The 20614-nt window shown below is 37.5% G+C and carries 20 protein-coding genes, 1 pseudogene and 1 riboswitch; of the genes and pseudogenes, 5 read left to right on the top strand and 16 right to left on the bottom strand.

What is annotated here, in order from left to right; genetic code table 11:
* Positions 1–5: 5 nt before the first annotated feature.
* Positions 6–1574 (bottom strand): ATP-binding protein, encoded by a 1569-nt coding sequence (locus MKY06_RS04300; protein ID WP_029324833.1) that lies wholly within the window; start codon positions 1572–1574, stop codon positions 6–8.
* A gap of 108 nt (positions 1575–1682) precedes the next feature.
* Between MKY06_RS04300 and MKY06_RS04295 the strand changes: the two genes are divergently transcribed.
* Both MKY06_RS04295 and MKY06_RS04290 read left to right on the top strand, forming a co-directional pair.
* A complete protein-coding gene (locus MKY06_RS04295; protein WP_155660575.1) occupies positions 1683–2741 on the top strand; it encodes a DctP family TRAP transporter solute-binding subunit in 1059 nt (352 codons plus the stop codon).
* A gap of 145 nt (positions 2742–2886) precedes the next feature.
* Positions 2887–4155, top strand: a complete 1269-nt coding sequence (locus MKY06_RS04290; protein ID WP_013055541.1) for a dicarboxylate/amino acid:cation symporter — start codon at positions 2887–2889, stop codon at positions 4153–4155.
* A gap of 75 nt (positions 4156–4230) precedes the next feature.
* Here MKY06_RS04290 and MKY06_RS04285 read toward each other — a convergent pair whose 3' ends face one another.
* Both MKY06_RS04285 and MKY06_RS04280 read right to left on the bottom strand, forming a co-directional pair.
* Entirely contained in the window at positions 4231–4368 is a 138-nt protein-coding gene (locus MKY06_RS04285) for a hypothetical protein (RefSeq protein ID WP_170960135.1), read from the bottom strand.
* A gap of 131 nt (positions 4369–4499) precedes the next feature.
* Positions 4500–5165 (bottom strand): TerC family protein, encoded by a 666-nt coding sequence (locus tag MKY06_RS04280; protein WP_013055539.1) that lies wholly within the window; start codon positions 5163–5165, stop codon positions 4500–4502.
* A 377-nt stretch (positions 5166–5542) separates the two neighbouring features.
* Here MKY06_RS04280 and MKY06_RS04275 point away from each other — a divergent pair, with 377 nt between their 5' ends.
* Entirely contained in the window at positions 5543–5725 is a 183-nt protein-coding gene (locus MKY06_RS04275) for a YolD-like family protein (RefSeq protein WP_013081858.1), read from the top strand.
* Positions 5726–5806: 81 nt separating this feature from the next.
* Here MKY06_RS04275 and MKY06_RS04270 read toward each other — a convergent pair whose 3' ends face one another.
* The 6 genes from MKY06_RS04270 to MKY06_RS04245 all read right to left on the bottom strand — a co-directional run bounded on the left by MKY06_RS04270 (position 5807) and on the right by MKY06_RS04245 (position 11819).
* On the bottom strand, positions 5807–5941 hold the full coding sequence (locus MKY06_RS04270) for a hypothetical protein (protein ID WP_255283898.1): 135 nt from the start codon (positions 5939–5941) through the stop codon (positions 5807–5809).
* A gap of 121 nt (positions 5942–6062) precedes the next feature.
* Positions 6063–7436, bottom strand: a complete 1374-nt coding sequence (gene bioA, locus MKY06_RS04265) for an adenosylmethionine--8-amino-7-oxononanoate transaminase (protein ID WP_013055538.1) — start codon at positions 7434–7436, stop codon at positions 6063–6065.
* On the bottom strand, positions 7417–8139 hold the full coding sequence (bioD, locus tag MKY06_RS04260; protein ID WP_013055537.1) for a dethiobiotin synthase: 723 nt from the start codon (positions 8137–8139) through the stop codon (positions 7417–7419). The genes bioA and bioD overlap by 20 nt, the downstream gene beginning before the upstream one ends.
* 32 nt (positions 8140–8171) lie before the next feature.
* The gene (locus MKY06_RS04255) at positions 8172–8735 is read right to left on the bottom strand and encodes a biotin transporter BioY (protein WP_013055536.1); all 564 of its coding nucleotides are present in this window, start codon (positions 8733–8735) and stop codon (positions 8172–8174) included.
* A 137-nt stretch (positions 8736–8872) separates the two neighbouring features.
* On the bottom strand, positions 8873–10309 hold the full coding sequence (locus MKY06_RS04250) for an amino acid permease (protein ID WP_057274357.1): 1437 nt from the start codon (positions 10307–10309) through the stop codon (positions 8873–8875).
* A gap of 316 nt (positions 10310–10625) precedes the next feature.
* Complete coding sequence (locus MKY06_RS04245) at positions 10626–11819, bottom strand: NupC/NupG family nucleoside CNT transporter (RefSeq protein WP_013055534.1); 1194 nt, start codon at positions 11817–11819, stop codon at positions 10626–10628.
* A 138-nt stretch (positions 11820–11957) separates the two neighbouring features.
* A riboswitch (purine riboswitch) is annotated at positions 11958–12059 on the bottom strand.
* A 387-nt stretch (positions 12060–12446) separates the two neighbouring features.
* On the opposite strand from MKY06_RS04245, the gene liaG reads away from it, so the two are divergent.
* Positions 12447–13316 (top strand): LiaG family protein, encoded by an 870-nt coding sequence (gene liaG, locus MKY06_RS04240; RefSeq protein WP_097813374.1) that lies wholly within the window; start codon positions 12447–12449, stop codon positions 13314–13316.
* Positions 13317–13342: 26 nt separating this feature from the next.
* Here liaG and MKY06_RS04235 read toward each other — a convergent pair whose 3' ends face one another.
* From MKY06_RS04235 to folP, 3 genes and pseudogenes are all read right to left on the bottom strand, one after another.
* Positions 13343–13537: a hypothetical protein gene (locus tag MKY06_RS04235; RefSeq protein WP_013055532.1), complete on the bottom strand. Its 195-nt coding sequence runs from the start codon at positions 13535–13537 to the stop codon at positions 13343–13345.
* Positions 13538–13907: 370 nt separating this feature from the next.
* A pseudogene (locus MKY06_RS04230) lies at positions 13908–14368 on the bottom strand (alcohol dehydrogenase catalytic domain-containing protein); the annotation flags it as partial.
* Positions 14369–14486: 118 nt separating this feature from the next.
* Positions 14487–15335, bottom strand: a complete 849-nt coding sequence (folP, locus tag MKY06_RS04225; RefSeq protein WP_078081492.1) for a dihydropteroate synthase — start codon at positions 15333–15335, stop codon at positions 14487–14489.
* Between the two features lie 347 nt (positions 15336–15682).
* On the opposite strand from folP, the gene MKY06_RS04220 reads away from it, so the two are divergent.
* Positions 15683–16675, top strand: coding sequence for a S8 family peptidase (locus MKY06_RS04220; RefSeq protein ID WP_176550157.1), 993 nt, complete (start codon positions 15683–15685; stop codon positions 16673–16675).
* Between the two features lie 69 nt (positions 16676–16744).
* Here MKY06_RS04220 and MKY06_RS04215 read toward each other — a convergent pair whose 3' ends face one another.
* The 4 genes from MKY06_RS04215 to MKY06_RS04200 are packed head-to-tail and all read right to left on the bottom strand — an operon-like array spanning position 16745 to position 20390.
* Entirely contained in the window at positions 16745–17941 is a 1197-nt protein-coding gene (locus MKY06_RS04215; protein ID WP_016763129.1) for an ABC transporter permease, read from the bottom strand.
* Entirely contained in the window at positions 17938–18627 is a 690-nt protein-coding gene (locus MKY06_RS04210) for an ABC transporter ATP-binding protein (RefSeq protein ID WP_098980046.1), read from the bottom strand. The genes MKY06_RS04215 and MKY06_RS04210 overlap by 4 nt, the downstream gene beginning before the upstream one ends.
* Positions 18624–19754 (bottom strand): efflux RND transporter periplasmic adaptor subunit, encoded by a 1131-nt coding sequence (locus MKY06_RS04205; RefSeq protein WP_013055526.1) that lies wholly within the window; start codon positions 19752–19754, stop codon positions 18624–18626. The genes MKY06_RS04210 and MKY06_RS04205 overlap by 4 nt, the downstream gene beginning before the upstream one ends.
* Positions 19755–20390, bottom strand: coding sequence for a YIP1 family protein (locus MKY06_RS04200; RefSeq protein ID WP_289911497.1), 636 nt, complete (start codon positions 20388–20390; stop codon positions 19755–19757).
* Between the last annotated feature and the right edge of the window lie 224 nt (positions 20391–20614).

Below are 20614 nucleotides of genomic sequence, written 5' to 3'. Positions count from 1 at the left end.
TCCCCCTATAAAAAGAATGTAATGATAAAAGTCGTTCCAACATCTAATTCTGACTCTACTTCGATCTGACCGTTTCCTTTTTCAACAATTTGTTTTACTAAATGCAAACCAATTCCTCTATTTTCCTTTGCTTTGGTTGAAAAACCTTCATCAAAGATTCTCTCTACTTGATCCTCATTCATGCCACACCCGTTATCTTCAACTAGTATAGAAAGAATGCCGTCATTTTGTTCCATACTTATATAGATCTTCCGTTCACGACGCTCCATATGTTGATACGAATCAAAAGCGTTCTCAATTAAGTTACCAATAATAATCACAAAATCATGATGATCTAAGTAAGGAGGAAATGAGTGAAGCTCGCTGTGGCGATCGATAGCTAACTCAATTCCAAGTTCTTTGGCACGGCTGACTTTGCTCAACAGCAATCCCGATATACTTTCATCTTTAATATGCTTATGAAGAAATTGGGTGAGCTCTTCTTGCTGTTCAGACACTTGAAAAACATACTGAAGAGCCTTGTCTTTATTTCCAAGTTGGATAAGCCCTGCAATCGTATGAAGTTTATTCATGTATTCATGGTTTTGAACTCTAAGAGCGCTTACAAATGATTTAACTCCTGTTAACTCTTCGGCTAATTTTTTAACTTCTGTTCTGTCTTGAAAAATAGCGACCGCACCGACTGTGTGATTATTAACCTTAATCGGCACACGATTGCTTAAAATATTCAAATTTCGAACTTGAAGCTCTCGATTATAAACAGGCTGATTGAGCTGCAGAATTTCTGGAAGCCTTGTATCTGGAATCACATCATAGATCTTTTTTCCAATTACCTCATCGGGTACATCCATCATAATTTTCGCTTTATGATTAAAAATAGTGATATTCTCCTCTTTATCAATGGCAATGACTCCTTCATGCATGGCATTAAAGGTCTCCGTTCGTTCTACGAACAAACGAGCAATTTCATGAGGTTCAAGCTCAAACATCTCTTTTTTGATACGAGATGCAAGCGCCCACGCTCCCCATCCTCCAAAAAAAAGAGCAAGACCTGAGATAAGAAAGATTTCTTTTTTTAAACTTAAAATGACCTCTGTAAATTTCGGAAGAAGATAGCCTGAGACAACCACTCCTACTTGTTCATGCTGATCGTTTACAACGGGCACAAAAGAGCGAATGACCATTCCGCCTTCTCCTTTTGCTTTATCGGTATAGGTATGTTCTGCAAACGCCTGTCCCTCATCATCTCCTTTAGAGATTTTTCCAATCATGCTTTGCAAAGGGTGAGACAAACGTTCATGATTCATATTCATAACTACTACATAATAAGCACCGTGAATAATGCGAATCGGCTCTACAATTTGATTAATGTTCTTACTATCTTTTTCAATTTTTTCTCGAATTTCAGGCATTTCAGCAACTGTTCTCGAAGTGATTAAAGCCCTTTGCTCTAAATCATTTTCTTTTGACTGTACAAAATTATTAATCACCACGATACTTGCTAAAAACAACGAAAAGGCCACGATAAAAAAGATTAACCCCGTCATTTTCGTTTGCATCGATAAGCGCATCATAGCGGAACACCTACTGCTGATTGAAGTTTATTTTAATTTTACCACGTTGAGAAATTGCGTGTTAGAATATTTGTAGAGAAAAATTATTGAATCGCGGGGTTGGACATTTTGAAGATGTTTATAGGGGCAAGTATAATTGTCAGCGTTTTCTTGATGATCTATGTTTTTTTGCAGTATACGGTTATAAATCAGGATAATGTGTATCATGACGATGAGCAAAAAGGATTAAATAAGCAAATTGTGATTAATTTTAGCCATGTGGTAGCTGAAAACACTCCAAAAGGCTTAGCCGCTCAAAAGTTTGCTGAAATCGTTAATCAAAAATCGGATGGTAAAGTTAAAATTGAAGTATATTCAAACGGTGTATTGTATTCAGACGACGAAGAACTTGCCGCCCTTCGCCGAAATGATGTACAAATGATTGCACCTTCCATTTCCAAGCTAAGCGACCTCTCCCCTACGTGGCAACTTTTTGATCTTCCCTTCATTTTCGATGATTACAGCGAGGCAAAACAAGTGTTTACCGGTAAAATCGGACAGGATTTGTTGAGTACGCTGCAAGAGAAAAACATTAAAGGGCTTGCTTTATGGAGCAACGGCTTTAAACAAATGACTAGCAATACGAAGCCTTTGCTCTATCCAGCAGATTTTCAAGGTCAAACGTTTCGCATTATGCCAAGTGAAGTAATCAAAAAACAATTCGAACTTCTTGGCGCCAAGCCTCAGGCTGTCTCGTTTAATAAAGTATATCAATCCCTTGAACGACAGGAATTTGATGGACAGGAAAATACCATTTCTAATATTTATTCAAAACGTTTGTACGAGCTGCAAAAATATATGACCATCAGCAACCATGGATACTTGGGCTACGCTGTTTTAATGGATGAAAAGTATTGGGACAGCCTCCCTGAAGATGTAAAACAACTATTAAGTGATGCAATGGTAGAAACAACTAACTGGATTTGGACTCAATCAAAAATGATGAACGATGAACAGCTGCAGCAAATAAAAAATAAATCTGGCATGCGCGTTTATTACTTAAATGATTTACAAAAAGCCGAATGGAAAAAACAGTTTAACTCTCTTTATCAATCGTTTGAAAACAATGCAACAAAACAAACGCTTGATATCATTCAACAAATAAAAAATATCGAAAGCAAAAAGTGATGACTATATAGTCATCACTTTTTTTGACCAAAATGACCAAAAAGAACATTATCACCAGAAATATAAATAGTTAAAATTATCAGTTAATATAAGGATAAGAATAATGTAAGCGTTAACAAAAACACTCTCGAAAGGAGCATTACGTATGAAATTAAGTTTTAAAAATCTAACTGTTCAAGTTGTTATCGGTATCCTTCTTGGTATTGCAATTGGCTTCATGTTTCCTGAATTTGGAGCTAAATTAAAAGTATTGGCTGATATCTTCATTAAATTAATTAAGATGGTGATTGCCCCAATTATTTTCTTAACAGTGGTCATCGGTATCGGAAGCATGGGAGATTTAAAGAAAGTGGGACGAATTGGAGGTAAAGCTCTTTTATACTTTGAGATTGTCACTACTTTTGCCTTAGCAATTGGAATTATCGTTGTAAACTTTATCAAACCTGGGGCTGGATTTAATATCAATGGTGCAAGCGGAGCTGATGTTACTCAATATACGCAGCAAGCAGCTGAAGCGGAGCATGGCTTTATGGAGTTTATCATGGGAATTATTCCAGACAGCGTATTTGGGGCAATGGCAAATGGTGAATTATTGCCAATCTTATTCTTTGCCGTACTATTTGGAATGGCTACAGCTACACTCGGTGAAAAAGCGGCTCCTGTCATTACATTCTTTGAACGCTGTACAGATATTTTCTTTGGAATTGTTAATATGATTATGAAACTTTCACCTATTGCGGCGTTTGGAGCGATGGCTTATACGATCGGTAACTTTGGAATAGGCTCTCTTCAAAAACTCGGTTTCTTAATGGGATCTGTTTACATTACTATGTTCTTATTTATTGTATTTGTACTTGGAACCATTGCTAAGATTTATGGATTTAATATTTTTAAATTCATTGCTTTTATTAAAGAAGAAATTCTACTTGTATTAGGTACGTCTTCTTCGGAATCTGCACTGCCAAAAATGATGGACAAAATGGAGAAGTACGGATGTTCAAAATCTGTGGTAGGACTTGTCATTCCAACTGGTTACTCATTTAACCTAGATGGAACAGCCATCTACTTATCCATGGCTGCTATCTTTATCGCTCAAGCGTATGGAGTCGACCTGTCGTTAATGCAAGAGATTACGCTACTTGGTATTTTAATGCTAACGTCTAAAGGAGCTGCCGGAGTTACTGGCTCTGGATTTATTACACTAGCAGCTACGCTTGCTGCATTCCCGATGATTCCAGTTGAAGGAATCGCGCTGTTAATTGGGGTAGACCGCTTTATGTCGGAAGCTCGTGCCATTACAAACTTAATTGGAAATGGTGTAGCAACTGTAGTTGTATCGAAAATGGAAAATGAATTTCATCCTCCTGTAGAGACGATACAAGACGTTAATTCCGCACCTCCATTAGCTAAGTAATAAAAAAAGAGGTTGACACATAGCGAAATGAATCCAATCTAAAGACGAATAAATGGGATACATGAGCTGAACCGCTTATGACACCGCAGTTGATTTCCGTACAAGACTTCGCTTTCCGCGGGCGGCCGATGAGCCTCCTCGTCGCGTACGCTCCTGCGGGTTCTCATCCCTTCCGCTTTTCCCGCAGGAGTCTTCGCCTTGTCCTCCAATCAACTGCTAGAAGGATCTAAACAAAGGAAGCCTACGTTCACCACAACAAAAAAACGAACCACTAATCAAACATTTTGATTAGTGGTTCGTTTTTCACTTCATCAAATACTTTTGTCCCAACCTCTTTTTTAGGATTAATGCGTTTCTTTTTTAGAACGTCCGCTAAGTTTCCCAACAACAACAACTAAAATAGCTAACAAAATAGGAACAATCATATGCAAATGCGGATTTAATCCTTCTAATACATGTCCCACCGCTTTGTCTTTAAAAATCATTTCACCAGCAGTATAGCCAAGAAGCGCTGCTCCGGCAATGATGATAATCGGGAATTTTTCCATGATTTTCATTAAAAGCTGACTTCCCCAAATGATTAACGGAATGCTGATAACAAGACCAAGGATAATGAGTAGAATATTGCCGTTAGCCGCACCCGCAACCGCTACTACGTTATCTAAACTCATAACAAGATCCGCTATAATAATTGTTTTAATAGCACCTGCTAGAGTTGAATTCGCTTTAATATCTCCGTCATCTTCACCTTTTAAAAGACTAATCGCAATCCATAGAAGAAGCAGGCCTCCGATGAAATTTAAAAATGGGATTGTTAATAAATATACAGCGACAAACGTTAGCCCTACACGTAATACAACCGCTCCTAATGTACCGAAAACAACCGCTTTGTTTCGATGCTCGTCCGGAAGATTCCGACAAGCTAAAGCAATCACGACTGCGTTATCGCCACTCAGTACAATGTTAATCAGTAAAATTTCTAAAAGATTTAAAATAAAACTCTGATCCATAAAAAAAACTCCTTGATTGATTTTTATTAGTCTATTTCTCTATCTCTTATTTCATTACTAGAAATAGAGAACTAAAACTCTATCAATATAACCCGTTCTTACCCTTTAATGAAGAGAAGTAGTTATTTCACTAACAGTATTTTATCACTAAAAAGAAATTTGAAATAGGGATTTGTAAAGGAAAAGTCAGTTCATTACAATAAATCAAACCTTATCCTTTATCTTTCATCTGTTTTTCACCATCACCCTCTACTATTAGTAGCAGGAGAGCATTTATAAAAAATAGAGTAATTTTTATAAATAATACAAGCCTCCAATGCTTCTTCGTTATTTTGTAGTTTTTCGACCGCTACGACATAAGAAGGGAGAAAATAGGTATGATTTTAAAAGCGCTAAAAACAAATAAATTATTAACTATTAACTATCAAAACAACGGTTTTGTTCAAACGGTAAAAGGTTATATTCAAAACTTAAACTTACTTGAACAAACTCTTCTATTAAAAGATGAAAATCAGCATGTACGATCACTTCGCCTATCAAGTATTAAAAATATTTATTGATAAAAAAAGAAGAGATTTAGACATAACTACACCAACCCCATCTAAAGACGTACAAATTGGACAAATAATCTGGACTGCTTGTTACACCGCGGTTGATTTCCATGCAAGACTTCGCTTTCCGCGGGCGGCCGTTGAGCCTTCTCGCCGCTTACGCTCCTGCGGGTTCTCACCTGTTCCGCTTTTCCCGCAGGAGCCTTCGCCTTGCCTTCCAATCAACCGCTAGAAGCAGCTAAATAGAGTAAATTCACGTTATCATAACCATAAAAAGATCCGAACGATTCATCGTTCGGATCTTCTTTCAATTAAATAAAATACTTTTGTCCTACCCTCTTTTTATTTAGCTCACTTTATAGCGTGCGATTACTTCTTTAATTGATTCATATACAATTTCAACCATTCTTTTTAATTCTTCGTCCGTCATTGAAAGAATAGGCATCATTGTAACCACAGGACCTAGTTCTCTAATAATTAAACCTTTTTGGCGAGCCGCTAAAATAATGTCTCCCATCACTTTTTTATCTTCAAAAACAGATTTTGTTTGGCGGTCTTTCACAACTTCGATTCCTGCCATTAATCCTCTTTGTCTAATGTCTCCCACGTTAGGCAGTTCATAAAGCTTTAATAGATAACGTTTAAAAACTTTTGCCTTTTCTTTTACACTACGGATTAACTCTCTTTCTTCTATCAGTTCAATATTTCTAAGCGCTACTGCACAGGCTAATTGATTTCCCGTATACGTATGTCCATGAAAGAAGGTTTTATTTTCATCTGGATGAGCTAAAAAAGCATTAAATATCTGTTCGGTTGTTAACGTAGCAGCAAGCGGCATATACCCTCCTGTTATCCCTTTTCCTACACACATAATATCCGGTACAACATCTTCTTGCTCACATGCAAACAGCGTTCCTGTTCGTCCAAATCCAACGGCTACTTCGTCACAAATCAGCAATACCCCATACGCTTTACACAAACGCTCTACTTGTTTTAAAAAGCCAGGAGGATGTGTAATAATACCCGCTGCTCCTTGCACAAGCGGTTCAATAATCAAACCGGCTACTTCTTCTCCTTTGTTCTGCAAGAGCTTCTCTAGCTGGTGAATACAGTAAGCTGAAGCTTGCTCTTCCGTTTCGAATCCTTCCATACGGTAAGTATAAGGAGAAGGTGTGGGAATTCGTTCAAACAGCAAAGGCTTAAAGATGCGATGAAATAAATCCATGCCTCCCACACTGACTGCCCCAATTGTATCTCCGTGATATGCCTCATTCAATGAGATAAATTTACTTTTGTTTTTGTACTTTACAGAGTCGAGATTTTGCCAATATTGATAGGCAATTTTCAACGCAATTTCGACAGCGGCGGAGCCTGTATCAGAGTAGAAGACTTTCGATAAGCTGTCAGGAGTAATTTCCGCTAGCTTTTTGGCTAACAAAATGGATGGAACGTTTGCGGATCCAAGCAGCGTAGAATGCGCTAATTTTTCCACTTGTATATGTAAAGCTGTATTTAATTCCGGATCATTATGTCCATGCACGTTCACCCATAGAGAAGCGTATCCATCTAAATATTTGTTTCCCTCTACATCATATAAATAGCTTCCTTCTCCTCTTTCAATAATAAGAGGATTCGATTGACGGTAAGCTTTCATTTGTGTAAACGGATGCCATACATATTCTTTATCCCATTTCTCCAGCTCAGCTTTTTGATACGGCACAGTCAAACACCTCCTGAATATGTTGAATAACACTTTTTTGCCTCATCATTTTCTCAATATATGCATCTAACTCTTCATCGATATGTGTGAATACTGGAACGGTCATTAAAGATGATATTTGAAGCAGCTTTTCAATCGTTCGAACATTATCATTATGAATGATACTGCTGTGATTAAAACGATTAAAAATGAGTCCGTTGATTTTAAGGTGATGCTCACTTGCATATGAAAAGGTAGAAAGCGCGTCGTGAATGGCTCCTAACCCCGTTGTTCCAACAGCAATAACCGGCATTTGCGCATCTATGATCAAATCTTTTGTCATATAGAATGTTGTTTCCTCCTCAATTAAAGGTACGGCAAGACCTCCCGCTCCTTCCACGAGCACTACATCAAATTTCTTTTTTAATTCATTAATGCGTTTTAAGACGATTGAAGGCTCTACTTGCTTGTTGCTCAGTGCAATAGCCAAATGAGGAGACGTCTCCGGCTTTAACTGATAAATACCCGTATCTGCTACTCCGAGCCTTGTTTCAAACCAGTGAATATCCGGATAACCTCCAATTTCGTCTTGGTAGCCGGTTTGAAATGGTTTGCAAATTGTCGTTTTTATTCCTAGACGACCAAGTACTTTATACAAAATACTTGTAACCAGGGTTTTTCCAATATCTGTTCCAGTTCCCGTAATAAAATACGCTTTGCCCATTTTCTTTTTTCTCCTTTTTTTCTATGTCTTAGTTACCCTGCTTTAACCCGCTTTGATGACAAACGACTAAATTGAGGCTGCATTCGGTGAATCAGCACTGAACATAAAATACACAATAAAAGATCTCCAGGCATTGGCAAAACAGCTCCAAAAAGAAGTGTATCACTCAGTGAAAGAGGCTTTTCAATTATCCATTTCATTGCTCCGTAAAGCCAGAAGCAGCCGACTGCGTACACAATAGCTAACGTAGATAAATTAGCTAAAAAGATAGAAAAAGGTTTCTTTAAGTCATATTTTTGAATAAGATAGCCGTTCATAAATGAACCTGCAGCATAGCCAATTAAATAGCCAAACGTTGGTTTGAAGATATACCCTAAACCTCCTCCTTCTGCAAAAACCGGAACACCGATTAAACCAATACCTATGTAGCATAGCTGACTATACAAGCCTAAACGCGGACCTAACAGCGCACCGGCTAAATAAACAGGAACAATTTGAAGAGTAAACGGTATGTAGGGAATAGGAATTTTTATAAATGCACCGATCGCCGTTAAAGCTGCAAATAAGGAAACATACGCCATTGTTTTCGGTTTCATATTTACCCTCCTTTCTCTTTTCGTTGCTTTAAGTTTGCAATAATTTCTTTTTATTTGTCAACTTAATTTTATTTTAAGTTTACAAATAAACAATAAAAAAAGACGCAAAAACCTGGGCTTTTGCGTCTTTTTGATTTTTATAAAATTACTTTTTTGTTGTCTTTAAGCTGCACTTCTTGACGGCTGATAGATAAATCAACTTTCTTTTTTACACGGGCATGATAATAAGCATAAAACAGCAGCGCTAGTGGAATACCAACATACAGTGCCATTCGCTGTTCTGCATCAAATGCCATGCTTCCCAATACGATTGTATTTAATACTAATGCGATTAAAGGTAATACCGGGTAAAGAGGGACTTTAAATTTTAAATCCTCGATTTGCCCTCCTTGATTGATATATCTTTTTCTAAATGCAAGCAGTGATGCAGCAATCGTAATCCAGCCGATTTGTGCACCTAAACCCGCTGCAGAAATGAGCCATACAAATACTGTTTCTTGAGCAAAGAATCCTGAAAGTAAAGATAAAAGCGCAATGCCTAATGTTAAAAGCAGGGCATTCATCGGCACACCGCGTTTATTTACTTTCATGAAAGCTGAACTTGCCATGTTATCTTTTGACAATGAATACAGCATACGCGTTGCTGCATAAAGACCTGAGTTAGCTACAGATAACAGTGCCGTTAGGATAACAAAGTTCATAATATCTGCTGCATATGGAATACCAATTTGGTCAAATACAACAACAAATGGACTCTCAACTACGCCTGCTTTTTCAAGCGGAATCATACCCGCTAAGACAGCTACAGCTAGTACAAAAAATACAAGCGTTCTCCATACCGTTTGTTTAATTGCTCTTGGTACAGTCTTGTCTGGGTTTTCACTTTCCCCAGCCGCTACACCAATAAGCTCCGTGCCTTGGAATGAAAAATTAACTGTAATCATGGTAATCAACACGGCACTAATTCCGTGAGGAAACACGCCGTGAGCCGTATAATTAGAGAAAAGCGGTGCGCTGTCTCCATTACTTAATGGAAGAAAACCAAACATAGCAGCTCCACCAAGCACGATAAATAAAATAATAGCTAACACTTTAATGCTGGCAAACCAAAACTCCGCTTCACCAAACGCTTTAGCTGACAGTGCATTTAATGAGAATAATAAAAGTGCAAATATAGCACACCAGATCCATACAGGAGAATCAGGAAACCATCTTTGCATGAGCTGACCTGCTGACAAAAATTCTAATGCAACCGTTACAGCCCAGCCCAACCAATATAACCATCCAAAAGCGAAACCAACACCAGGGCCAATAAATTTTGTTGTATATGTCTGAAACGAACCGGAAACTGGCATTGCTACTGCAAGTTCCCCCAAGCAAAGCATTGTTAAGTACATAATGAAGCCACCTACGATAAACGAAAGGATAGCTCCAATCGCTCCTGCTTGGCTAATCGTGTATCCTGTTCCTAAAAAGAAACCGGTACCGATAACCCCGCCGAGCGAAATCATAAACAAATGTCTGCTTTTCATCGTCTTTTTTAATTCATTTGTTTGCTGTTGTCCTTCTATCATATTAACGACATTTCCTTTCAACCTATTTATTACGAGATATTACCTAGAAAAAAATTAATAAACCTTTGTTTTCTATGCATATTTACTTACATATTTATGCGGTGTTCTCAATTTAAATGAAACAGCCTTTTGTAATCTTAACATAATGCTCACTAGATTTAAAATGTTTTTCTGCAAAAGTAAAATGAATTTTTCTTGAATAGTGTAATTTTCTTTTACTGTTGATATTCATAACCGCTTTTCTTCAAATGAATAGAGGATGCAACAAGAAAAAAGCTGTGCTTTCGAAGACGAAAGCACAGCTTTTTCACACTTTTTACCAAACAAACAATCCAACAATCATAGCACTTAATAATGAAACAGCGATACCGCTCACAAGCAGTTTCCATACGTTTTTTCCAATAATCGTTGATTTACCTTCTGATAACGTAGAATTATACGTTCCATAAATCATACCCACCGTACTGAAGTTAGCAAAAGATGTTAAGAATGTTGTAGCAACTGCAATCGTATGCGGTGGAAGTGTATCTAGATTTTTCTTCAAATCCATCATCGCGACGAATTCATTTGTTGCTAGCTTGATACCCATCAGCTGAGCTACGTACATTGCATCATGCCCCGTGAGCCCTAGTAAGAATGCGAATGGACTAAAGATATAAGAGAAAATCTTTTGTACAGTCAAGCCGTCTACGATAACGCCTAAAATACCGTTAAGCGCAGATGTAAGAGCTACATATCCAATAACCATCGCTAAAATAACAATAACCATGTTCATTCCGACTAACATACTGTTTGAAATGGTAGAGAAAAAGTCTTTTTTCTCCGACTTTGGCGGTACGTAAATCATATCTTCTTCTTTTGTAACATGAACTGGATTCAATAAGCTCACTAAAATAAGCGCGTTTAAACAGTTCAGTGGAATTGCTGTAAACACGTACGTAGCGGGAACCATCGTTAAATAAGCACCGATAATAGATCCGCTAATACTGCTCATACTCATAATTCCAAACGTAAGCAAACGGTTGTCTTTTAACACAGAAAGTTGATTACGAATAACAGCCAATGCTTCCGTGTTTCCTAAAAACATCATTTGAATAGCGAAAAAGCTTTCTAATTTAGGCAAACGAGAAACTTTCGAAATGACCCAGCCTACTTTATCGATAATCCACGTTAAAATACCAAAGTAAGATAAAATATCAAAAAATGTCACGACAAAGATGATAGGCAGTAATGCACTGAAGAAAAAGTCAACCGTTTCATTTCCCATTACGGATGGGAACGCAAAAGCAATTCCATCGTTAGCACAGGAAATTAGCCAAGTAAAGAACGAAGCAATTTTATTAATGATCCATGTTCCGATTGAAGTTCCTAACATAAACCAAGTAATGAGCACTTCAACGACCAACAGTGAAGCAATAGGACGCCACTTTATTTCTTTCTTTTTAGGAGAACATAAGAAGACGACACCCATTACTACAAAAACGCCTAATAAATTTAATAAAAAGTACATGCAAGCCACTCCCAGGTGTGTATTTGAAAACCAAAAAAAGCTCTTACTTTTCATAAATTCTGACAATAACAGAAAGTATGAAAAGTAAGAGCTTTGAAAGAAGGCTGTATCTATGATAATACGCCCTTCTTTTTGCTGCTTATATCCAAACTTTCTTGTAGTCTAGTTTTTTACGGTTACTAGGTAGAGACTATCAGACCATATTACTGATAATATACAAGATCGTAATCTTAGCTGTATTCAATTGATATGAACAAATTCTACCCTTTATTTTTTTAATAATCAACACTTTAAAAGTTTTTCGGAATAATAAAATTGGTATGAAAATTCTATTTATTTATCACTTCTTTTGAACTACTTATCCCAAAATCACACAAAAAAAGTGAATTTAATCGTTCTTTTAACTCAATTATTTTCCTATTTTTGAAGCAAAGAAATTGATTCTTTGATGAGTATGTTTAAATATCTACTTCGCTTTTCATTTAATTCCTCAAAAAAATGTTTCGTTTTTACGACTTGAGGCGTAGAAAAAAATAATCCTGCTGTTCGTTGAAATTAACCGCTTTTCAATTTACACTTTATGGTAGAAGAAAACAAATTTAATTTAGGTAGAAAGCGGGTTATAACGTGAAAAAAATATTGGCTTTTATTTTAGTGATAGGTGGTACGGCAGTCCTCTTTTCTACTGCGTTTGCACCTTCCTCTTGGTCGTTAAGTTCATTCAAGACGTCCAAGTCTGAAGCAGCGTTATCAAGTGATATTCAGCATATTCAAATTGACTCTCCAAGCATTAGTACAACTGTCGTGCCGCAAGATCGTCAAGATATTAAAACAAAAGTAGAAGGGAAAGGAAAAGTAGATGTAAAGCAAAATGGAGACACCCTAGTCGTCACTTATCAAAAAAGTCCTTTTCAATGGCTTTCTATTTTTTCAAACACAAAAGTGACAATCTACATTCCTAGAGATTATCACCACAACCTTGCGCTTACGGTAGGTTCTGGGGACCTTCAAGTTGCTGCACAGCCTGAGCAAGCGCTTCAGCTGAAAGATGTTTCGATTAAAGTAGGTTCTGGAAATGCAAGTATTTCAAACTTGATTAGCACCTCTCTTCGCACGGATGTCAATTCTGGAGATTTACAGCTGAGTGATGTTGAAAGCCAAACGGCTAAATTTGCTGTAGGCTCTGGGGAAATTAAAGGAACAAACTATAAAGGAAAACTTCAGGCGCGCATTGGATCTGGTGATCTTTATATGGATTTTAAAAAGCTAGAAGAGGCCGTTTCTGTAGATGTAGGATCTGGAGATGCCGTGCTGGTTCTTCCGAAAAGCGCTGGTTTTAAAGTGAATGGAAAAGTAAGCAGCGGTGATATAAACAATGACTTTAAGTTAAGCAATGCAACCGTAACAGAAGATGTATTAAAAGGAAAGCATGGAAATGGAAAATATCCTATTGATGTAGCTGTTTCAAGCGGAGAATTAACGTTAAAATCAAAATAAAACGAACACGGAAGTGTTCGTTTTATTTATGGTCTCACTGCAATATACCACGCTACTCCTACGATTGATCCTATGAATACGACTCCGTAAATAATAGATAAATTCACTATACTTTTCTTTTTAGATTTTCCGTAATCTTCATCTACTTTCTTTGCAGCACTGATCGTACCTGCAAGGGCAGCAACGCCGATAATAATGACAAGAAGCAATGCTAATTTCATTCATTCTCTCCTCCATATTTCGGTGATTGAATAAGACTGAATACCATGATGTTATTTATTTCATTTTAAGCAGCACGATTTAATCAGAATATGAAAGCGTTATATCTTCTCTTTCTATCATAAAGCTAAATTATGTAAAATCAACCATCCAATCGTGCATTATTTTCCTCCACCACTTTACATACATAAAAAATTCCCGAGCTTCACTGCTCAGGAATCTTCACCTAATAGAAATGGCATTTTAAGGTTTTAAAATGACTTTAATGCAGTTATCTTGATGATCATTAAAGATTTTGTAGGCATCAGCTGCGTCTTCTAAAGCGACTTTATGAGTAATAATTTCTTTTGGATCGAATTCTCCTTTTACAATTTGATCATACAATTTCGGCATAACCGGAATGACAAATGGTGTAAAATTTCCAAATGGCACTTTTAAATATTTGGCTTGACCTCCTGGATGATTTCCAAACTTTTCAGTATAACCAAAATAGCCGCCAGAATCGTAATATGGATTAGAATTATCACATTGGCTCGTTAAATCATCCTTACAGTACGCACACTGTCCGCATGCTACGTAAAACGGAATAATAACGCGATCTCTTTTTTTACTTTTGTAACATCCGGTCCTACTTCTTCCACAATCCCCATTGGTTCATGACCAATAATATAACCGTGAGGCAATGGCATGCTTCCTTGATATAAATGCAGATCAGAACCACAAATAGCCGTTGACGTTATTTTAATGACAATGTCATCTTTCTTCTCTAACTTCGCATCTTCTACTTCTGCTGCTTTTACCTGATTAGGCCCTTAATACGTTACCGCTCTCATTTTCACCCTCCATTTTTACAAACTTCATATTACTTAAATTTATCTAAAGGCATGTATTCAATCTGGAGAAATCAAGGAAAATAAAAAAGCAGCGCTTACGCGTCTGCTTAAATGATTATTAAAACTTAAATAAATGTTTTCCTACCAGTACATCTGCCATCTTTACAAAGCGCTTGATTTCTAATACGTCATGAACTCGAACCATTTGAACGCCTTGTGCAATCCCTGCATATACAGTAGCTGCAGTTCCTTCCATTCTTTCCGTAGGAGGAGCATCGACTATTTGCCCAATAAATCCTTTACGAGAAGTAGCAAGCAGGACAGGATAGCCCATCTTTGTCAGCTGATCTAGATGCTGAATCGCTTCTACATTATGCGCAGCCGTTTTTCCAAAGCCAATGCCTGGATCTAAAATAATTTGATCATCTCGAACTCCTGCAGCTTTTGCAATTGATATGCTTTCTTCCAAATCACTTATCATATCTGTAATCAGATTTGTATAATTGGGCTCATGACGGTTATGCATTAAAATAATAGGAACATTATAGTCAGCTGCAACTTGAGCCATTTTGGGATCAGCCTTTGCGCCCCATATATCGTTAATAATATGTGCTCCTGCTTTTAGCGCATGCTTGGCCACTTCCGACTTGTATGTATCTACAGAAATCGGCACCTCTACGCGCTTAGCCACTTCAGAAATAACAGGCACAATCCGTTTAATCTCTTCTTCATCGCTAATTCTTGTATAACCAGGACGAGTTGATTCTCCCCCGATATCAATGATGTCTGCTCCTTGCTTCACCATTTCCTCAGCATGAGCAACCGCTTTATCTACATCGTAGTATTTTCCGCCATCTGAAAATGAATCCGGGTTTACGTTTAAAATCCCCATAATAAGCGTACGGTCTGCATAATTAAGTTCATACTTTCCGCATTTAATGACGGATTGAGACGTTAAAGTTGACACTATCCTCAGCCCCTTCGTAATTTGCAAATTGATGTATATTTATAAATATCATGTATTTTGAGAATGTCATACCGTTCGTAATTATATCAAAAGTCACCAGTCCTATGTGATTTTTCTTGGAGTTTCTTTCTTCTATAGTGTGAGATAAACATTAAAAGTGAATACACAGATAACATTAAAAATCTCTATCGGGCTTGTCTTTAGGGTCTTTTTTCCTCTTCTCACATCTTTTGTGAGTCTTTTTATTCAAAAAGAAAGGATTCGCATGAAAAGCGTTTAATTTATAGCAATAGTTGGGAATTTATAATTAAGTAACTTCCATTTTTATGGAATTCATTTTAAGGAGGATGACTATGACTCAACAACCGTTACAAGTCAAATTAATTCCTTATACAATTGAGTCGATTATCGACTCAACAAACGAAACGCCTAAAGGAGTAAGCTTAATTCAAGCACCTGCTATTTGGGAACAAAGCAATCAAGGAGAAGGCATTGTAATTGCAGTTATCGACACTGGTGTTGACACAAATCATCCTGACTTAAAAGATTGTATTATCGGAGGAAGAAACTTCACTTCGGATCATAACGGAGATTCTTCTGTATTTGAAGATAATAATGGGCACGGTACTCACGTGTCTGGTACCATTGCTGCTGCGCTCAACAATGAAGGGGTAGTAGGAGTGGCACCCAAAGCAAAAATTCTCAGCTTAAAAGTACTTACCAGTGAAGGATCCGGAAATTACGAATGGATTATTGACGCTATTAACTACGCCGTCGAATGGCGGGGCCCTAACAATGAACAAGCACGAGTTATTTCCATGTCACTCGGCGGACCACAGGACGTTCCAGAACTTCATGAAGCTGTTCAAAACGCTGTGAATAAAGACGTTTCTGTTGTTGTTGCAGCTGGAAATGAAGGTGATGACCGTGAAGAAACCTTTGAATATTCATATCCGGGAAGTTATAACGAAGTCATTCAAGTAGGAGCTGTAGACAGCAGCTTAAGTTTAGCTCCTTTTACCAATGTCAATGAAGAAGTAGACTTAGTCGCACCCGGAGTTAACATCATCTCTACTTTTTTAGAAGGTAAATATGCTACTCTTTCAGGAACTTCAATGGCAACTCCCCACGTGGCTGGAGCTTTAGCTCTATTGATTAACTTATGTGAGAAGGAATTTGGCCGGTCTTTAATTGAAGCTGAAATCTATGCTCAACTTGTAAAAAGGACGCTTCCTCTAGGATATCGAAAAAGCTCTGAAGGAAACGGATTTCTCATGCTCGATTTGGTAGAAAAAATACATGATATTATTAACGTAGCCCGCATCAGTCCTAGTAAGTAATAAATAAGAAAAACGAGAAATCTTCTTGGTTCTCGTTAAATTGAAATAAAGACATGCGAACGCATGTCTTTATTCATATCTTAATGCTTCGATTGGATCTAGCTTTGCCGCTTTGTTTGCAGGAAGCATGCCGAATACAATGCCAATCGTCATGGAAAACAACACTCCTCCAAGTACTACTTGCCACGAAATTAATGACGGCCAGCCAGCAAATAACGAAACAAGAGCTGCACCGCCCGCGCCGAGGCCAATTCCAAGCAAACCACCAATTAACGTGAGGGTAATGGATTCAATCAAAAACTGAGTTAGAATTTGTCTTTTAGATGCTCCCAACGCTTTACGAATACCAATTTCTCTTGTACGTTCCGTTACAGAAACCAGCATAATGTTCATAACGCCAATCCCGCCAACAAGCAGGGAAATGCCTGCAATCGATCCAATAATCGTTGTCATAATTCGCGTTACATTTCCAATGCTATCTGCTATTTCTTCTAAGTTCTGCACTTGGTAAGCATCTTCCGCATCATGCAAATTATTTAACAAATCCGTTGCGTCATTGCCTACTTTTTTTAGTTGATCAGAGCTTTTTGCTTGAACACTAAGGTTGGTGTAATCGAGCTTACCGAAGCTTGATTTATACGTATTATTCGGAATATAAATGGTCGGTATTTCAAATGCTAAAAAGCCCGTTGCCTTTTTTGTGACACCAATAATTTTGATAGGCTGTCCTTGAACCCATACTACTTGCCCAAGAGCTTCTTTCTTATCAAATAGCTCTTTTTTCATATCGCTTGTGATAACACCTACTCGATTACCTGATAAAAAGTCAGAGCTGTCTAACATTCTTCCTTTTGAAACTTCCAGCTGATTAACTTCAATATATCCTTCGTTAATAGCATTAACAGTCGTATCAGATTCCTTGTCTCTATATCTTATCCCCATTCCCATTGAGCTAGAAGCCACCACATTCTTCACTCCGGGAATAGTCGAAAGAGCTTTAATATCATCCTCTGTAAAGATGGGCTCACCCGTCATTGAAAGGTCATCAGCTTGCATCTCGTCTTCAGGAGGCTGATAGTATACATCAACTGTATTGCTTGCTCCTGTTATTTCCGACTTAATCATTTGTTCTCCGCCTTGACCAATGGCTACAACGATAATAACAGCCGCTACGCCAATGATAATACCAAGCATCGTCAAAATAGAGCGCATTTTATGAGCAAGAACCGAAGAGAGAGCCATACGAATATTTTCTATCAAACTCATAAGCTATCTTTCTCCTTATCGCTATGACTTAGCACTTTACCGTCACGAACGATAACTGTACGCGATGTGTATTCTGCCACTTCAGGTTCATGGGTAATGACTACCACTGTTGTGCCATCTGCATTAAGTTTAGAAAATTGTTCCATAATATCAGCACTTGTTTTTGTATCTAGAGCTCCTGTCGGTTCATCCGCTAAAATAAGCGTCGGATTATTAACAATAGAACGAGCAATAGCAACACGCTGCTTTTGCCCTCCTGATAACTCGCTCGGTAAATGTTTCATCCGCTCACTCAGCCCTACTTTTTCAAGCGCAGCTTCTGCTCTGGCTCGTCTTTCCTTACGCGTTACACCGGCGTATACCATTGGAAGCTCTACGTTTTCTACCGCTGTTAAACGCGGCAACAGCTGAAATTGCTGAAAAACAAAACCGATATGAATATTCCTTACTTTTGCAAGCTGCTCATCACTATAAGTAGAGATTTCTTGTTCATTTAATAAATAGGACCCTGAAGACGCACGGTCTAAACATCCGATAATGTTCATTAGCGTTGATTTACCTGAGCCAGAAGGTCCCATAATCGCAACAAATTCACCGTCATAAATCTTCAAATTAATATCTTTTAAAATTGGCACTTCCTCTTTGCCAAGATGATAACTTTTATGAATATTCACAAGCTCAATCATTGAACAGTCACTTCCGCACCGTCAGTTAAGTTCTTTGTAGGATTTGTAATGACTTTGTCTTTAGAAGATACGCCGCTTTTGATTTCAATAAATTTATTTGTTGTTTCTCCAATCTTTACTTCCTTACGAACCGCCTTTTTATCTTTCACTACATATACATATTTTTCTCCGTCTTCATTTACAACTGCTTTTATCGGCAAAGATGAAGCTTTTTTACTGCTTGTTTCAATTTCAAGCAGCAGCTTAAATCCCGGCTTAATCATCGTGATATCCTGGTCATCTACTTTTACTTCAATTGGATATTGATTAGCCGCATCATTGCCCGCTTCTGCTGATGCCTGCTGCTGAGGTAGATAGTCAATTTGTTTGACGCTCCCTGCCCATTCTTTATCAGGCAGCACATCTGATGTAATTTTAACAGCTTGACCGGTTTTAATTTTTAATGCATCATACTCAGACAGCACGCCAGTAGCTAAGTATTCATCGGTATTACCAATATGTATAAGCGGTTTTTGAACGTCACTTGTGTTATTAACCGCTTCTTTATCTACTTCTAGCACCGTCCCATTAATATCACTCGCTACGTCTAAATTACGTTCTTTTTTAGCAATTGATTTGGCTTCTAGTTTGTTTCGTTCTAAATCAATTTTAGCCGTTTCTAAATCGAGATTGAGCTGCGTACGCTCTGTATCGATTTGATCTCTCGCTTCTTGCTTACTCATTTCTTTTTCCAATTCTTTTTGTTTTTTATTTAAATTAGAAAGCTGTTTACTTACTGAGTCAATTTGCAGCTGACTGGATTTTTTTTCTAGATTGTTTTGTTCTTGCTCTAAATCAAGCGCATCGCTCTCGTATGTTACAAGAGAGGTGCCCTGCTGTACACGAGAGCCTTCTGTTACGTGAAATCGTTCAACCTCGCCTTTTTCAGCATCAAAATAGACATATTGTTCATCAGCAAGCTTTAACGTACCCGGAACCATAACTGTATTTCTTAACTTTTTTTCCTTTATATTTGCTACGTGAACATTGACTGCTTTCCCACTTACACTTTGTGCACGATATACGTTAATCCCAATAACCGCAACAATAACAACTGCTACAGCTGTAATAATTATTCCTTTTTTCATTTACAACCCTGCTCCTTTAAGCGCTTCTGAAGCAGCTCCTCCAACTCCTGAAATAGCGGCTCCTAAGATGAATAAAATAATCACTGTAATAATAGAAGCAGCTTTTGATACATTTGCCACTTTTTGTAGTCCTACTGCTGTCAGAATAAGTCCCCAGATAGAAAAGATTTCAATGGAAGTAAATACTCCTCCCATAGCACCTTTAGCACCAGCCATTCCATTTAACGAAGTCACATTAGCTGAAGTATGGGCTAGTGCAGCTACTCCCGTATTAATTAGCTGACCGATTGCTGTGATGAACGTAACAAACAAATTCAAACTAAACATTTGGCGGTAAGTTGTTTTTCCAGTCCCTAACTTTGCAATTAAAAACAGAATCAAACTTGTGAATGCCAGTGTAGCAACTACTGCAATAACTCCTCCAATCGCTCCGCCAATCATACTAAATGTTGAATTCACTTCAATGCCAGCTTCTTTTTGCTGTTGCAGCGCTTCTTGTCCCTGAGGGGTATAGACGGCTAGAATCGTTGTTGCAGCTGTTAAGATGAGGATAAGAAAAAGAGGTCCCCAGATGACCGGGCTGCTTTTCATTTTCTTAAACTGTACAACCGGACTCGTAATAAAACCCTCAAACACCTAATATTCTAACATAATTATACAAATAAATTTACATTTTTATTACATTTTATATTTTTTATGGTATTTTTAGAAATTAAAGAGATGTCTTAATGCTGAATTACAGTATTAATTTTATTTATATTTTCTAAATATTCTAATTATAATTTGACATCGTTCAATATAATTCGTATATTATGATTAAAGTTTATTATTCCTATGTTTTTTGTAAGTTTTATATTTAA

The organism is Priestia sp. FSL P4-0332 (assembly GCF_038005845.1).
In the GTDB taxonomy this organism is placed as follows: domain Bacteria; phylum Bacillota; class Bacilli; order Bacillales; family Bacillaceae_H; genus Priestia.
This window is presented reverse-complemented; position numbering and strand designations above follow the sequence as displayed.